Origin of the sequence: Nitrosomonas eutropha (genome assembly GCF_003201195.1) — a bacterium.
Classification (GTDB): Bacteria; Pseudomonadota; Gammaproteobacteria; order Burkholderiales; family Nitrosomonadaceae; genus Nitrosomonas; species Nitrosomonas eutropha.
The window spans coordinates 1-15,340 of the sequence record NZ_QICQ01000033.1; the positions used below are offsets into that span (position 1 = coordinate 1).

The following is a 15,340-nucleotide window of genomic DNA, read 5'->3' on the forward strand; positions in this document are numbered from 1 at the left end:
AGCTGAGGTAAACTACTATAGGCAATTCGCCAGGGAAGCCATTCCGGTGGCTTGACTTTAACCAAACAGCCTCCTCAAAACCCGGGACGATTCATCTGTACCTATACGCTAAAAGGTAGGAAAGCAGCTTTGAAACAAGCGATATATGTTCTCTGGGCAGATCAGGATTGATTCGAGATTTTTGTTAAGACCCGGTTATTCAGGAATGGATCGGGAAAATAAATCCGCGTTTTCCAACCTGTTACGGACTAACCACCATTATGCGAATGGATACCTCAACACTCTACTGGCACGATTATGAAACCTCCGGTGCGAACCCTCGTCAGGATCGGCCGGTTCAGTTTGCTGGGCTGAGGACGGATGAAGCGCTCAATGAAATTGGCGATCCGCTGGTGATTTATTGCAAACCGGCGCGTGATCGGCTGCCGCATCCGGAAGCTTGTCTGCTTACCGGTATCACACCACAAATGGCAGCAACCAGAGGGTTGCCGGAACCGGAATTCATCGCACTGATTCATGCACAGCTGGCACAACCGGGTACCTGCGGGGTGGGCTATAACACGCTACGGTTTGATGATGAAGTCACCCGCTTTGCGCTGTATCGCAATTTCTACGATCCCTATGCACGCGAATGGCAGTCCGGCAATTCGCGCTGGGATGTGATCGACCTCGCCCGCATGACTTTTGCTCTGCGTCCGGAAGGCATCAACTGGCCGGTCAATGGGGAAGGGAAGCCTAGTTTCCGATTGGAGGATATTACCGCTGCCAACGGGTTAATGCATGATAGTGCGCACGATGCGTTATCCGATGTTCGCGCCACCATCGCACTGGCTCGCTTGCTACGTGACCGGCAGCCGCGTTTGTATGACTGGCTGTTCCGTTTGCGGGATAAGCGTGAAGCATCTCATCTGCTCGATCTGACAGCACATACCCCGGTATTGCATACCTCGCGTATGTATCCATCCGAACAAGGTTGCACCACGCTGGTGATGCCGCTGCTGCCTGAAACAGGCAATACCAACAGTATTCTGGTTTACGACTTGCGGCATGATCCTGCTGAATTTATGCAGCTGAATGTTGATGCGCTGGTGGAACGTCTGTTCACGCCCAAATTGGAATTGGCGGAAGGGCAGCAGCGCCTGCCGGTCAAGACGATTAGGCTGAACAAATGTCCGGCACTGGCGCCACAGAAAGTTCTTAATGATGAGATTGCCAAACGAATCGGACTGAATGACGAACAATGTCAGCAACACTGGCAACTGTTACTGCAGCATCCGGATTTCATGCAGCGGATCAGGCAAGCGTATTCAAATGGCAAGATTTTTCCAGAAAATGATGCTGATCTGGCGTTGTACGATGGTTTTGCAAACGATCACGACCGTAACCTGTTCCCGCTCGTGCGCGATTCAGAACCGGAGAGACTGATTGATCTCTCAGAAGAATTTCAGGATGGACGTTATGCTGAACTGCTGTTTCGCTATCGTGCCCGCAACTTTCCCGATACCTTGTCGGCCCAGGAAAAACACCGCTGGCAAGTCCATTGCCGTAGACAGCTCGGTGAAGATGCTATCAACGGTAGCCTGACATTAAACAAATACCGTCAGAAGCTGATACAACTGCGTACCGATTGTCCGCAACAGGCACAGCAGGAAATCCTGAACGAACTGGAAGCATGGGGCAGGGCGCTGGCACAGGAAAATGATCTGCCCTGGCCCGATTAACTGTTCTTCTATGAGCAATGCCGATGCGAAATTGGGTTACATCAAAAATTTCCGGATTTTTTAATATCTATCAATGACTACAGCAATTTTGAGTGCTTTGCCAGAAGAACAGGGCGGTTTGGTACAGGCGCTGGAGCAACGGGAGCAGTTTCAGTATGCGGGGCGTGTATTTTGGCGCGGTCGTCTGCATGGCCAGACAGTGGTGCTGGGATTATCTGGCATTGGCAAGGTGGCAGCGGCGACAACAGCTGTTGTGCTGTTTGAACGATTGGGTGCGCAGCGCATCGTGTTTACGGGTGTGGCTGGTGGTATGGGGGAAGGTGTGCAGGTGGGTGATGTGGTCATCGCTACGCAATTTCTGCAGCACGATATGGATGCATCGCCCATTTTCCCGCGTTGGGAAGTACCAGGTTATGGCTGTACACAATTTGCCTGCGATCCGGAACTGTCTACTCTATTATTTGCAGCGGCGCACGCTTATCTGACAAATACCCAAGCTGATATACCTCGGAGCAGTGGTGTCGCGCGCACTCATTTAGCGCGGGTGCACCAGGGTTTAATCGTCAGTGGAGATCGTTTTGTCAGTACCTTGGCTGAATCAATTGCGCTGCGTACCACGCTCGCCGCAGCCGGCCACCAGGCGCTCGCTGTCGAGATGGAAGGCGCTGCAGTAGCACAGGTGTGCAGTGACTTTGGCAAACCGTTCGCTGCCGTGCGCACCATTTCTGATCGCGCCGATGACAGCGCTCACATCGATTTCCCGCGCTTCATCTGTGAGGTTGCACGACCTTATGCAGATCACATCATCGCAGGCTTTTTGCAGCGACAGTTGGTCGGGGTTGCATAGAATCAAAGATGAGCGGAGTGACTGGTGAGCGAGCAGATCAAGCTGGGAGATCTTACGATTTTCATGCAGCGCAAGAGAGTGAAACATATTTACTTGAGGGTGCTTGCGCCAGATGGACGAGTAACGCTGGTTGCCCCAATTGGTATTCAGCTGGTGGTAATACACGCTTTCGCTGTTTCAAAACTATCCTGGATTCAAAAGCAGCAGACAAAACTGCAATCGCAGGTTAGAGAAGCACCCCGGCAGTTGGTTGAGCATGAAAGCCATACCGTATGGGGTCATCATTATGTGCTGCAGGTGGTGGAGAAACAAGCCAAACCTTGTGTGTTGCTGAATCAGCAGTCCATCATCCTGCAGGTGCGTCCGGGCAGTGATTTATCCAGGCGTGCCGCGGTGATGCATGCCTGGTACAAATCCTTGCTGCATGGTGTGGTGCCCGGTTTGATCGAGCAATGGCAGGATCGGCTGGGTGTGAGTGTGTCTGCCTATTTTTTGCAGCGAATGAAAACCCGTTGGGGTAGTTGTAACCCGCGTACCCGCCATATCCGACTGAATACCGATCTGGTCACCAGACCGAAGGATTTACTTGAGTATGTTGTCGTGCACGAGATGGTTCATTTACTTGAAGCATCACATAACAAACGGTTTGTTGCATTGATGGATCAGTATTATCCAGCCTGGCGCGAGGCCACGGCGGAGCTGAATCAATTGCCGCTGGCGGCGGTGCGGCCGCGCGGATAAAGAGCGTTTCCCTGATATTTGGGGATTATCCGCCCAGGGTTTCATCCAGCAGTTCAATCCAGTGGCGTACAGGCAGCCGGGTGCCGCCTTGCAGGTGCATCTGGCAGCCGATATTGGCGGTAACCACCAGATCGGGGTTTTCCATGGTCAATGCAGTAATCTTGTTATCACGTAGCTGACGAGAAAGTTTGGGTTGCAGGATGGAATAAGTGCCCGCTGAACCGCAGCAGAGATGGGGGTCAGCGACTTTGGTGAGGTTAAAGCCCGCTGCTTGCAGAATCGGTTCGACTTTTCCTTTCAGTTTCATGCCATGTTGTAAGGTGCAGGGGGTATGAAAGGCAAGGTTGCGTGGGAACGAGGAGGATTTCGATGCGGTTTTCGCTGCTTCCAACAACGGAATCAGTGTGGAGGTTTCGGCCGTGATGATTTCACTGATGTCGCGGGTCAGGCTGGAAATTCGTTCTGCTTTCTCGGCATAAACTGGGTCGTGTTGCAGCAGATGTCCGTAATCCTTGACAGTGACGCCGCAGCCGCTGGCCGTGACGATAATGGCCTCAACCGGATTCTCGGATCGCGTGACAAAAGGCCACCATGCATCGATATTGCGGCGCATGGCGTTCAATCCTTCTTCCTGCGCATTAAGGTGATAAGCCAGTGCACCGCAGCAGCCGGCCTGTTCCGCGGTGATGACCGAGATGCCGAGCCTGTCCAGCACGCGTGTGGTAGCGTGGTTGGTGTTGGGTGTCATGGCCGGCTGTACACAACCAGCGAGTATCAGCATGGAGCGTGTGTGGGTTTTGCCGGAGAGGCTGCGTGCAGTTACCGGCTTCGGTAAGATCGTTCTTTTCAGCCGGGCGGGGAGCAGCGGGCGACTCAAGCGGGCAACGCCCATGAAAAAGCTGGAGAGAGTACGGTTGGGCAGCAGTTTGCGCAAGGTATAGCGCTTGAATGTTGCATAAGGCGTACGCTGGATTTGCTGTTCGACCATGCCCCGGCCGATATCAAGCAGACGCCCGTACTGTACCCCGGATGGACAGGTGGTTTCGCAGGCGCGACAGGTCAGGCAGCGATCGAGATGCAGCTGCGTTTTTTCTGTTACCTCCTGGCCTTCCAGCATCTGCTTGATCAGATAAATTCGCCCACGCGGGCTATCCAGCTCGTTTCCCAGCAGTTGGTAGGTGGGGCAGGTAGCAAGGCAGAAGCCACAATGCACACAACTGCGCAGAATGGCATCGGCTTCCTTGCCTTCCGGGGTGTCTTTAATCAGATCAGTCAAACGGGTTTGCATGGTTTAAAACTCGGCATACAGTCGTTGCGGATTCAGAATACCTGCCGGATCAAACTGCTGCTTCAGTCTCTGGTGGATTTTAAGCAGGGCAGGGGAAAGCGGGTGAAATACGGGGGTTGCGGTTTTATTGCCATGGAGTAGAGTGGCATGGCCGCCGGCACCGGAAGCAAGGTTGCGGATCTTGGCAGCATCGGTATCTTCGTCTGTCACCAGCCAGCGCAGTGCACCGCCCCATTCAATCAGTTGTTCACCTGGCAGCGAAAGCGGAGGGGTGGTCGATTGGATCGACAGCCGCCACAGCGATTTGCCATTCGATTTTCCTTGCTGGAAAAACGGATGGGTGTGATCCCTGACGGATTTCCAGAAATTTTCCTCACAACTTCCCTTATCTTTAATTTCATCTCCGCCCAGTCTGGCATGTGCCGTGTGCACGGCGGATTCAGCACCGGAAAGCCGGACATAAAGCTGATTCTCATGAAAACAGGTAGCGGAAACCGGCAGCGGTTCAGCTGCACAGCGGCGCATGATTCCGATCGCTTGGGGCATGTTGGTCTGAATGCACAGGGTGCGTTCTACAGCCGGCTTAGGGAGTACCTTAAGTGACACTTCGAGCAATACCCCCAGCGTGCCCATGGCGCCTGTCATCAGGCGGGAGACATCATAACCGGCCACGTTCTTCATGACACGCCCCCCAAAAGACAGGGTTCTGCCCTGGCCATCCAGCAATCCGATACCTAATACATAGTCGCGTACTGCGCCGGTGTAGGCGCGTCTGGGGCCGGATAATCCGGCAGCGACACAGCCGCCCAGCGTAGCGGATGTATTGAAGCAAGGAGGTTCAAAAGCCAGCATCTGACCATGATCATGCAGCAGCTTCTCCAGCTCGGCCAGCGGTGTTCCGGCGCGAGCAGTGATAACCAACTCACTGGGTTCATAATCGACGATTCCCTGCCAGGTAGCTGTGTTGAGCGCGGGAGGTTGCAACGCCTGCGGGTTGCCGTAAAAATCCTTGCTGCCGCCTCCCCGGATGCATAACGCCTGTTTATATTCGGCTGCTTCTGTAACGGTCTGGATGAGCTGATCGAGAATGGTTTGATCTTGCATAAATTAGAACTTGGGTATGTCTGATTAGAACCTGGGTATGTCTGGAAATTTTTCAGCGCCTCGATGGACATGCATCGCCCCGAATTCGGCGCAACGGTGCAGTTCGGGAATGGCTTTGCCTGGATTGAGCAGCGATTGCGGATCGAATGCCGCCTTGACCGCATGGAACAGATCACGTTCGGCATCATTGAATTGTAGGCACATCTGGTTGAGTTTTTCGATGCCTACACCGTGTTCGCCGGTCAATGATCCGCCGGATTGAATGCAGATTTCCAGTATGCGTGCGCCAAAGGCTTCTGCTTTCTCCAGTTCGCCCAGTTGATTGGCGTCGTACAGAATCAGCGGGTGCAGATTACCGTCTCCCGCGTGAAACACATTCATGCAGCGCAGACCGTATTCAGCTGAAAGTTGCTCAATTTGTTCCAGCACATGTGCCAAATGCTTGCGTGGAATGGTGCCGTCCATACAGTAGTAATCCGGTGAAACCCGGCCGGCTGCCGGAAAGGCGGCTTTCCGTCCGGCCCAGAAAAGCTGCCGTTCGGCTTCATCTCGCGCAAGGCTGATCCGGACAGCGCCACTGGCTTGCAGAATGGTCTGGATCTGTTTGATTTCATCGGCTACTTCTTCCGCCATGCCGTCAGATTCGCACAGCAAAATCGCTGCACCTTCAAGATCGTAGCCTGCGTGTACGAAATCCTCAACGGCGTGGATGGTAATTTTATCCATCATCTCCATACCGGCCGGAATAATACCTGCCTGAATGACGTTGGCGACAGCATCCCCGGCTTTGCTGATATCGTCGAACACGGCCATGACCAGTTTCACTGTTTCCGGTTTGGGAAGCAGTTTTACCGTGATTTCGGTGACAATACCCAGCATGCCTTCGCTGCCTGTCATCAGAGCAAGCAAATCAAAACCGGGGCTATCGAGTGCGTCAGCACCGATTTCCAGCACGTCACCTTCAATTGTCAGTACACGCAAGCGCAAAATATTATGAACGGTGAGTCCATATTTGAGGCAGTGCACCCCCCCGGAGTTTTCCGCCACATTTCCACCAATACTACAGGCGATCTGTGAGGAAGGATCGGGTGCGTAATACATTTCATAGCTTGCAGCGGCTTCGCTGATAGCCAGGTTACGCACACCAGGTTGAACACGTGCAGTGCAGGCAGCAGGATCGATATCCAGAATGCGGTTCAGTTTGGCCAATGACAGCAAAACGCCTTCTGCGTGAGGTAGTGCTCCACCGGACAGACCGGTGCCGGAGCCGCGTGCTACGACCGGAACCTGTCCAGCATGACAGATTTGCAGGATAGCGGCAATTTCAGCTTCTGTGCGCGGCAGCACGACAATCATGGGCATCTGCCGGTAGGCGGACAGGGCATCACATTCATACGGCCTTAAATCTTCCGCCTCGTAAAGTATCGCTTCTTCAGGCAGAAACTTCAGAAAGGCTGTAATCAGTTGCTTACGATTCATGAGAGGTTGCTGTGGATGGATTGATAGTATGTCCGGCCAATTTTTCGAGGATACGCACGATGACTGAGCTATCCAGCATCGTGTCTTCCTGTGCAACGCAGGCGTTATAAAGCGATTGAGTCAGCGCAGTACCCGGCAGGCTGACGCCCAGCTCCGTAGCGCAATCCAGCGCAATCCCCAGATCCTTCATATGCAAATCGACGCGAAAGCCAGGTGTGAAGGCATGTTTGAGCATACGTTCCCCGTGTACTTCCAGAATGCGTGAAGCAGCAAATCCACCCAGCAACGCTTGTCTGACCTTGTTTGGATCCGCCCCGGCCTTGGAAGCAAATACCAGCGCTTCGGCCACTGCTTCAAGCGTCAGGGCGGAAATGATCTGATTGGCTGCCTTGCAGATCTGTCCAGTACCTGGCTCGCCGATGCGGGTGACGGTTTTTCCCATTAACGCCAGGATGGGTTTGATTCTTGCAAAAACCGGTTCAGTTGCGCCGATCATGATGGTTAGCGCGGCGTTCCGGGCGCCGATATCGCCACCTGATACGGGGGCATCTGCATAATCATGCCCGGATTGGTTGATTCGTCTGACGAAATCACGGGTTCTAATTGGTGAAATCGTACTCATGTCGATGATAATTTTCGATCGGGCTGGATCTGCGGACAGGCCCGACATGACACCGTTTTCAGCAAACAGCACTTTTTCGACATCCGGCGTATCCGGTAACATCAGAATAATGATATCCGTCTGCTCTGCGACAGCCTTGGGTGTAGGACAAGCAATTCCACCCAGGGCTGTCAACTCATCGGGCACGCCACTGCGGGAATGGAGATAAGCCGGGTAGCCTCCCCGGATAAGATGGCTGACCATGGGTTTTCCCATGATACCCAGACCAATAAAACCGATATTTTTCATGTTGAACAGTGTGACTGAGAAAATGGGTCTTTATCTGCGATTAAGTGATTCCGGCAAAACAGGTAAACTGCTTGCCGGCTGGTTCATCCGGATTTGTCTGTGTCCGCACGATCCGCCGCAGGTTTTGTAGTATAACAGTCCGTATTTTATGGACTAGTTCTATCTGCAAGAATTCACATGTTCCTTGATTCTTCAATTTCATTTTTCTGCGGATTGCCAGAAAATCATTATGACAAATAGAAAAGGTATTATTCTTGCTGGCGGTTCCGGTACGCGGCTGCACCCGGCCACGCTTGCGCTGAGCAAACAATTATTGCCGGTATTTGATAAACCGATGATCTATTACCCGCTCAGCACCCTGATGCTGGCAGGTATTCGCGACATACTCATCATCAGCACGCCGCAGGATACCCCCCGTTTTCAGCAATTGCTGGGCAGTGGTGAGCAATGGGGATTGAATCTGCAATATGCGGTACAGCCTGCACCGGATGGTCTCGCACAAGCTTTTCTGATCGGAGAAGCGTTTATTGGCAATCACCCTTCTGCACTGGTGCTGGGTGACAATATTTTCTACGGCCATGATTTGCAGCAATTACTGGCCAATGCCATGGCGCGCACGGAGGGAGCCAGTGTGTTTGCTTACCATGTGCTTGATCCTGAGCGCTATGGCGTGGTTGAGTTTGATGCATGCGGGAAGGCGCTGTTACTGGAAGAAAAACCCAGGCAGCCTAAATCCAACTATGCAGTAACCGGTCTGTATTTCTACGATGACCGGGTTACCAATTTTGCTAAAACGCTTAAGCCCTCGGCACGTGGAGAGCTGGAAATTACCGACCTGAATCGCCTATATCTGGAACAAGATCAGTTAAGTGTGGAAATCATGGGCCGGGGTTACGCCTGGCTGGATACAGGAACACATGCAACTCTGCTCGATGCCAGCCAGTTCATCGCCACTCTGGAAAACCGACAAGGACTTAAAGTGGCCTGCCCGGAGGAAATCGCTTACCGGCAACGATGGATTGATGCGGCACAGCTGGAAATGCTGGCCCAGCCACTGGCCAAAAATGGTTATGGCCAGTATCTGCTTAAAATACTTAGGGAAAACGTATTTAGATGAAAACAAGCTTTGCTTGCGCGGCGGCAGCAGTGATTGCTTAATCTGGTATTTATTCAGATCTGATAAGGTGTTGATATGAAGGTTCTTGTTACTGGAGGAGCTGGTTACATTGGTTCGCACACCTGCGTCGAATTACTGACAGCCGGATATGAGGTTGTCGTGTTTGATAATTTTTGCAACAGCCATCCGGAGGCATTGCGCCGGGTAGAAAAAATCACCGGTAAGAAACTTGCTGTAGTCAGGGGGGATGTGCGAGACCAGGCGACCATTGAAAAGGTCCTGAAAGATTACCATTGTGAGGCTGTCATTCACTTTGCCGGGCTCAAGGCGGTAGGGGAGTCGGTAGAAAAACCACTTGAGTATTATGACAATAACGTTATCAGTACTCTCCGGTTGCTGGCCGCAATGCAGAATTGTGCTGTATACACACTGGTTTTCAGCTCTTCAGCAACTGTTTATGGCGAACCACAACGTTTACCTTTGACGGAAGATCATCCGTTATCTGCCACCAATCCCTATGGCCGCAGCAAACTTATGATTGAAGAAATGTTGCGCGATGTGTATCGGGCCAATCCTCAATTTCGCATTGCCATCCTGCGTTATTTCAATCCTGTGGGTGCACACGACAGCGGGTTGATTGGCGAGGATCCGCAAGGGATTCCCAATAATCTGATGCCTTTCGTCGCACAAGTTGCGGTGGGGCGGCGTGAACATCTGAATGTGTGGGGAAGTGATTACCCGACGCATGATGGAACCGGCGTGCGAGATTACATTCATGTGGTGGATTTGGCACTGGGGCATCTCAGTGCGCTGGGGCACCTTGCCACACCGCAGTGTCTTGCAGTCAATCTTGGCACTGGTACCGGTTACAGCGTGCTGGATGTGGTCAAGGCTTTTGAGAATGCAAGTGGCCAGCATGTTCCGTATCAGCTATCACCCAGACGGGCAGGGGATGTGGCGACTTGTTATGCTGATCCTGCACTGGCTGAAAAGATACTGGAGTGGAATGCGCAGCGTGATCTGGCTGCGATGTGCCGAGATCACTGGCGCTGGCAGAAATGTAATCCGGAAGGATATGTATAAACCCGTACCAGATCAGTTTGCTTTTGTACTGTAAACGCCAGAGTGGTTCTGGGTGACATTGAGGTGTGTAATTCAATCTCTGCAGCAGGTAGCGCAGGAGGCCGTGATTCTGTAAAAATTATTGATAGTCAGCCGAAAATTTTCCGGATGCTTTTTAGTATGATTCGAGCTAACGATTGCGTAAAGTACTGCCTTCTTCATCTTCATCGAAGGATGCCCGTAACCTGCTAAATATACATCACTATTTTTCTTGCTGGCTATCCTGAGTTATGACAGAATTCCCGCCCGCTGTGCATACAATCACAGCATCACTATTGTAATTTCCTCAATTAGTCTACCTTAAAGAGAATATGAAAGAATCTGAGAAACCTTCTGTTATTTTAAGTGAACAGGTCATTCAATCCAGCGCTATCGCAGAAAGTATGTCAGCTGGCGGTTATGCAGGCAGCATGACTCCGGTTAAGGCAAGTAGTGATCCGACCGCGATTATTGATAGTGTCCTGCCTGTGCAGATGGGGCATGATCTCGTTGAAGATGCAGTTAAGAAAAGCAAATTCAATGTTGCACAGATTCTGACGCGGGGATTTTTATGCACTCCGTTTCTTGCCTATGGTGCGGCATTGTGTGCGTTGCTGGTTGCGCAGGGATGGCCGACGGCAGCAGCAGGCCTGCTTTTTCCGGTTGGCTATGTCATGCTGGCGATACTGGGTCTGGAGATGGCGACTGGCAGTTTTTCCGTAATGCCCATGGCACTGTTTGCAGGGCGAATCGGATTGGGAAGTGTGGTGCGTAACTGGTTTTGGACGTTCGTAGCCAATCTGGTCGGCGGTATTTTCTTTGCCTGTTTACTCTGGTTTTCGCTGACCAAGGGAGGGGCAGTAGAACCACCAGGAGTTCTTACTACGTTGGCCCATCTTGCAGAGAAAAAAGTTTCGTATGCGGGGTATGGGATGAATGGCTGGATTGCCGCCGTTGGTATGGGAATCCTGTGTAACTGGCTGGTCAGTCTCGGCCCGGTTTTTGCTAAGGGATCGCGCAGTGTGCCGGGTAAAGTCATGCTGATCTGGCTGCCAATTGCCACCTTTTTTGCGCTCGGTTTTGAGCACGCGGTGGTGAATATGTTTGTCTTCCCGATTGGGATACTGTCAGGCGCTGACGTGACGATTTCTGAGTGGTGGCTGTGGAATCAGATTCCAGTAACGATCGGCAATATTCTGGGGGCAGTAATATTTAACTCAACCTTATGGTACCGCACACATAGTAACTGAAACTGAAACCCGCGGTGATCCATCTTCCTGCAGATCACTGCGGGTTTCAGTTGTTGATAATTTTTATTCCAAACGTGATTCTAAGCGTCCAGGCAACTGCCCAAATACTTCCAGCCAGTAACAATAGTTGTCCAAAAACACGCTGATCGCTCAAAAGATAATTTGCACAGAGGCGATCAGGCAGATCAAGATACAACCACCCCAAGCGCATAAAAGTAGCCCAAAATTCCAGTTTCAGAACCCCTTGTGCGATAGGGTTAAGTTGAGGCCAACTTATTCCCAATGCCATGCCCATTATCGGTACAGTGATAAATTTTGTCAGTTCGACAGGCCATTCGGATATAGCAGCATCCTGTACGCGTGGCAACATCCAGTAGGTCATGATAATAATAGCAAGTGCTATGCCTGTTATTCCCCATCGGTTCCATGGAGCTATATTATTTTTCCAATTTTCAGGCAGTATCTTGCCGATCATCCATCCTATGATTGCCAGTGCCGGAATCTGAACAAGCATGTGCATTACCATGCTTTGTTCCAGAAATCGCTGCATCGGAGGGAGAGCCAGTATGACCAGTGCTGCCAGGAGTAACCATGCCTGTTTAGCTTTTGGATACATTTTCTTTTTCCTCCAGAACCTGATTCAGGTAAGTATGAAGTTCATCTGTCTGTTCAATCCCAAATATGGCGACCAGTTTTCCATCTGGATTGATGATATGGTAGCCGGCGGAGTGAGTGTAACCACCGTATTCATCAGGGATTACGATGACCTTAAAGAAATCCAGGATGGCTTCTTTCTGGGAAGGATTGATCGGCCGGGCAGCCATCCAGTATCTGAGGTCGGCAGAAAAATGATGCAAATATTCTTTCAGTCGCTGAGGGGTATCTTTTTCAGGATCAAAACTAATGCTGAGGAAGCGAAGTTTGTCTGATTTCTCTTCAGTGGAGAAATCTTTCTGCAGGGTTTTAAGATTGCCGCTAAGTATCAGGCATACATCAGGACAGCTTGTGTAGATAAAATCTACCACAATGAAATGTCCGTGCCAGTCCTGGATTCTGAAAGTTTCAGCATCCTGATTCTGCAGGCGCCAGTCAGGCACAGATCGAGGGGTTTCACGGATTTCAAGGCGACGCGCTTCTTCTGCTGTAAAAGCACGTCCTTCGTCAGTACTTACCCAAAGAACGAGAGATCCCACGATAACTACGAGAAACGTTGCCAGAAAAGTTTTCATCCCTTATTCCCCGTGTGCAGTGTATCGAGTGCTACTATCAGATTCCCCAGCAACTCTCCATTTTTATTTGGAGAAATTGCCGGGGTGTCTATGTTTTAGCGGGGGTTGTTTGCACCTGGCAGGCTAATTAAAGCGCGCGTGATGAATAGCAACATTCCCAGCACAACCAGTGAAGCGGCGATTGTCCCTGCTTGAGCAAAGCCGATCCATTCCGGTAAATGGACGGCCCAGCGGCGAGGGATGCTGTTTGCGCCACTGGCAAGGAAAACCATGGATGTCATGAATGCACCGATCAGATAGGCATAGAATCCAAGGCTATCAACTGCTTTAGGCCGTTCTTTGCGGTCACCTTCGCCTGCCAGAAAGTAGGCAAATCCGATGAGCATGGGAAGTAATCCAAGCAGCAAGTAGAAATGAAAATGACCCGGTACCCACAGGGTGTTGTGGAATGTACGATTCACGGTAACCATTGCATCCAGAATAGCTGGAATTACTCCAGCAGCCCAGCCGAACATTGATAGAAACAGTAACTTGGCAGAAGTGCTCCATGTGATGCCTGAACGATATACGATCATTAACGCACCGTAACCGGTAACCACCAAAACCGGGAGGCCACTACCAAAGGAGAGTACCTGTGCGGTGATAAGCGCCCAGGTTGGCATCGGGAAATCCATTAGAAGATGGTGTGGATATACCCCCATCACCATGAATACAATGGCGAACCAAGCGGCATAGAATGGTTTGTTGGTTTTCCATGGACGGCCGGTATAGCGTGGAAGGAGTTCATAAACCGCTATGACTGATGCGTATATGGTGGCATTGATGACAACGTGACCAAAGAAATAGATCAGATTTTTCATCAATAAGGCATCTGGTTTGAATTCGGGGTAAAACAGATTAACCAGACCCATGACTAGTACTACAGCACCTGCGGCAATACCCATAAAGTTGACAATAAGCACCATCGTGCTGGCAACCACTGCTGCCGGGTGCTTGTAATTTACCGGTTCTTTACCAAAAAGCTGGGTAAGCCCCAGAGCACGTGCCAGGCTACCATAGCGTGCCAGGATAGCACGGCCGAAATCTAGGTAGAGAATCAGGAAACCCACACCGATGATGAGCAAACCCAGCTGAAAGGCGGCTGCAGCGCCTGCGGACCAGGCTCCCATTGAAATAGCGGGTAGCGGAAAGAGAAACGTCCATGCACCGCCATACTTTCCTACGAAGATAGAGCCAAGGATCAGCACAACACCTGTCAAGAAAATAAAGAAATTGGTCCAGAAAACTCCGTTGCTCAGCCGTACATATTGGCGCAGAAAGTACCACTGTACCCCAGTCGAGGTTATCATTGCGGCCCCTACAACCCCTGCGCCATGCACTGTCATTATCTGATAAAACAGATCAGCGCCAATTTCTAACCAAGTGCCTTGTGCCGCCCGCATGGCCAGTCCTGCGAGCATCATCAATAAAAATACCAGTAACCCCGCTATCAGGTGAGATTTAACGGCGATTAGTGCATTCCGATTTTCTGAATCGGAATACTCAATCTTGCTGCTTACTTCTGTTGTACTCATTGTATTCTCCAATAAGTTATTGTTAATGCAGAATTATTTATTCAACTGTCAATTCGGTAATCATCACATGATGCGCCAGGCCGCAATATTCCAGGCAAAGAATCTTGAATTTTCCGGGTTTGTCAAATGTGTGAATAAGTTTATTGGTGTAGCCTGGCATAGCTTGGGTCTGAGCAATCAATACCAGGTTTTCGTCATAAATACCGAACCCGTGATTCACGTCTGCGGCAGATACCTGGAATTCAACCGGCTGGCCTGATTTCACGGTGGCAGGTGTCATTGTCCAGTACCATTGATGACCATTTACCGCGACGATCTGGTAATCATTGCTTGAATATTCCTTGTGTTGATCAGGAATTGGAAATGGATTCAGTGAGGCGAAGGTGACGATGGTTCACAGTATCAGTAAAAAAATAAACCATTTACTGCGCACGTCGTACCATTTTTTTGTAATGGATTGATAATCTGCTTCAGTTTTTTTGGAATTAATTATTACAAAATAAAAGACTGCCATGACCAAGCCTATCCCTACGAGTGTAATGGCGTAAACTGTTGAGATCATTTTATATTTCCCCTTCCGTTTATTAAAATCGGGTCGCGAATTTACCTTTGATAAAGATCTATGTCAACCCTTATTGATGTTTCAAGAAATTCTTGTAGCAAACAGTAGTGGCAGGTTTATTCATCTCCTGGTGTCTGTGACGCTTAAACGTTTGCCCCGGGAGAGGAGAGAGGATCATGGAACAACGCGAAATGACCTGTTTGATGGAGTCAGTTGCCAGACTGAGATGCTGCCCGCACCAGGGGGGTCAGAAATGGTTTAGCTGAGGGCCCGCAGCGCTTCAGACGCCGCCATTGCAGTCTCCCAGGGTTACTACTGCAGCACAAGGGCTGGCGCGTGTGTACACTGCATTTACAGCCTATTGGGCGCGCTTTTAGTTCACCTGTGACTAAAGAATGGTGGTTGAATGCTGTACGG

The 15,340-nt window shown here is 50.7% G+C and carries 14 protein-coding genes; 6 read left to right on the top strand and 8 right to left on the bottom strand.

Annotation, left to right across the window (positions count from 1 at the left end):
- Window positions 1-266: 266 nt before the first annotated feature.
- From sbcB to C8R14_RS10915, 3 genes are all read left to right on the top strand, one after another.
- A complete protein-coding gene (sbcB, locus tag C8R14_RS10905; protein ID WP_258333077.1) occupies window positions 267-1,721 on the top strand; it encodes an exodeoxyribonuclease I in 1,455 nt (484 codons plus the stop codon).
- Between the two features lie 73 nt (window positions 1,722-1,794).
- Window positions 1,795-2,568 carry a 5'-methylthioadenosine/adenosylhomocysteine nucleosidase gene (locus tag C8R14_RS10910; protein WP_011634921.1) on the top strand — a complete coding sequence of 258 codons (774 nt, stop codon included), beginning with the start codon at window positions 1,795-1,797 and terminating at the stop codon, window positions 2,566-2,568.
- Between the two features lie 24 nt (window positions 2,569-2,592).
- Window positions 2,593-3,309, top strand: a complete 717-nt coding sequence (locus tag C8R14_RS10915; protein ID WP_011634920.1) for a M48 family metallopeptidase — start codon at window positions 2,593-2,595, stop codon at window positions 3,307-3,309.
- A gap of 25 nt (window positions 3,310-3,334) precedes the next feature.
- Here the strand turns inward: C8R14_RS10915 and glcF are convergent, their stop codons facing one another.
- The 4 genes from glcF to C8R14_RS10935 are packed head-to-tail and all read right to left on the bottom strand — an operon-like array spanning window position 3,335 to window position 8,090.
- A complete protein-coding gene (glcF, locus tag C8R14_RS10920; protein ID WP_011634919.1) occupies window positions 3,335-4,597 on the bottom strand; it encodes a glycolate oxidase subunit GlcF in 1,263 nt (420 codons plus the stop codon).
- Between the two features lie 3 nt (window positions 4,598-4,600).
- Window positions 4,601-5,701: a glycolate oxidase subunit GlcE gene (gene glcE / locus C8R14_RS10925; protein ID WP_011634918.1), complete on the bottom strand. Its 1,101-nt coding sequence runs from the start codon at window positions 5,699-5,701 to the stop codon at window positions 4,601-4,603.
- Window positions 5,702-5,725: 24 nt separating this feature from the next.
- Window positions 5,726-7,180 (bottom strand): FAD-linked oxidase C-terminal domain-containing protein, encoded by a 1,455-nt coding sequence (locus tag C8R14_RS10930; RefSeq protein WP_011634917.1) that lies wholly within the window; start codon window positions 7,178-7,180, stop codon window positions 5,726-5,728.
- Complete coding sequence (locus C8R14_RS10935; protein WP_011634916.1) at window positions 7,170-8,090, bottom strand: 2-hydroxy-3-oxopropionate reductase; 921 nt, start codon at window positions 8,088-8,090, stop codon at window positions 7,170-7,172. Before C8R14_RS10935 ends, C8R14_RS10930 begins: the two co-directional genes overlap by 11 nt.
- 229 nt (window positions 8,091-8,319) lie before the next feature.
- Between C8R14_RS10935 and rfbA the strand changes: the two genes are divergently transcribed.
- The 3 genes from rfbA to C8R14_RS10950 all read left to right on the top strand — a co-directional run bounded on the left by rfbA (window position 8,320) and on the right by C8R14_RS10950 (window position 11,558).
- Window positions 8,320-9,207 carry a glucose-1-phosphate thymidylyltransferase RfbA gene (rfbA, locus tag C8R14_RS10940; protein WP_011634915.1) on the top strand — a complete coding sequence of 296 codons (888 nt, stop codon included), beginning with the start codon at window positions 8,320-8,322 and terminating at the stop codon, window positions 9,205-9,207.
- 75 nt (window positions 9,208-9,282) lie between these two features.
- On the top strand, window positions 9,283-10,290 hold the full coding sequence (gene galE, locus C8R14_RS10945; RefSeq protein WP_011634914.1) for a UDP-glucose 4-epimerase GalE: 1,008 nt from the start codon (window positions 9,283-9,285) through the stop codon (window positions 10,288-10,290).
- Between the two features lie 350 nt (window positions 10,291-10,640).
- Window positions 10,641-11,558: a formate/nitrite transporter family protein gene (locus tag C8R14_RS10950; RefSeq protein WP_011634913.1), complete on the top strand. Its 918-nt coding sequence runs from the start codon at window positions 10,641-10,643 to the stop codon at window positions 11,556-11,558.
- 46 nt (window positions 11,559-11,604) lie between these two features.
- Here C8R14_RS10950 and C8R14_RS10955 read toward each other — a convergent pair whose 3' ends face one another.
- The 4 genes from C8R14_RS10955 to C8R14_RS14170 all read right to left on the bottom strand — a co-directional run bounded on the left by C8R14_RS10955 (window position 11,605) and on the right by C8R14_RS14170 (window position 14,641).
- Complete coding sequence (locus C8R14_RS10955) at window positions 11,605-12,174, bottom strand: hypothetical protein (protein WP_011634912.1); 570 nt, start codon at window positions 12,172-12,174, stop codon at window positions 11,605-11,607.
- Complete coding sequence (locus tag C8R14_RS10960; protein WP_011634911.1) at window positions 12,158-12,787, bottom strand: SCO family protein; 630 nt, start codon at window positions 12,785-12,787, stop codon at window positions 12,158-12,160. The genes C8R14_RS10955 and C8R14_RS10960 overlap by 17 nt, the downstream gene beginning before the upstream one ends.
- Window positions 12,788-12,882: 95 nt before the next feature.
- Entirely contained in the window at window positions 12,883-14,361 is a 1,479-nt protein-coding gene (locus C8R14_RS10965; protein WP_011634910.1) for a cbb3-type cytochrome c oxidase subunit I, read from the bottom strand.
- A gap of 37 nt (window positions 14,362-14,398) precedes the next feature.
- Window positions 14,399-14,641, bottom strand: coding sequence for a cupredoxin domain-containing protein (locus C8R14_RS14170; RefSeq protein ID WP_258333078.1), 243 nt, complete (start codon window positions 14,639-14,641; stop codon window positions 14,399-14,401).
- Between the last annotated feature and the right edge of the window lie 699 nt (window positions 14,642-15,340).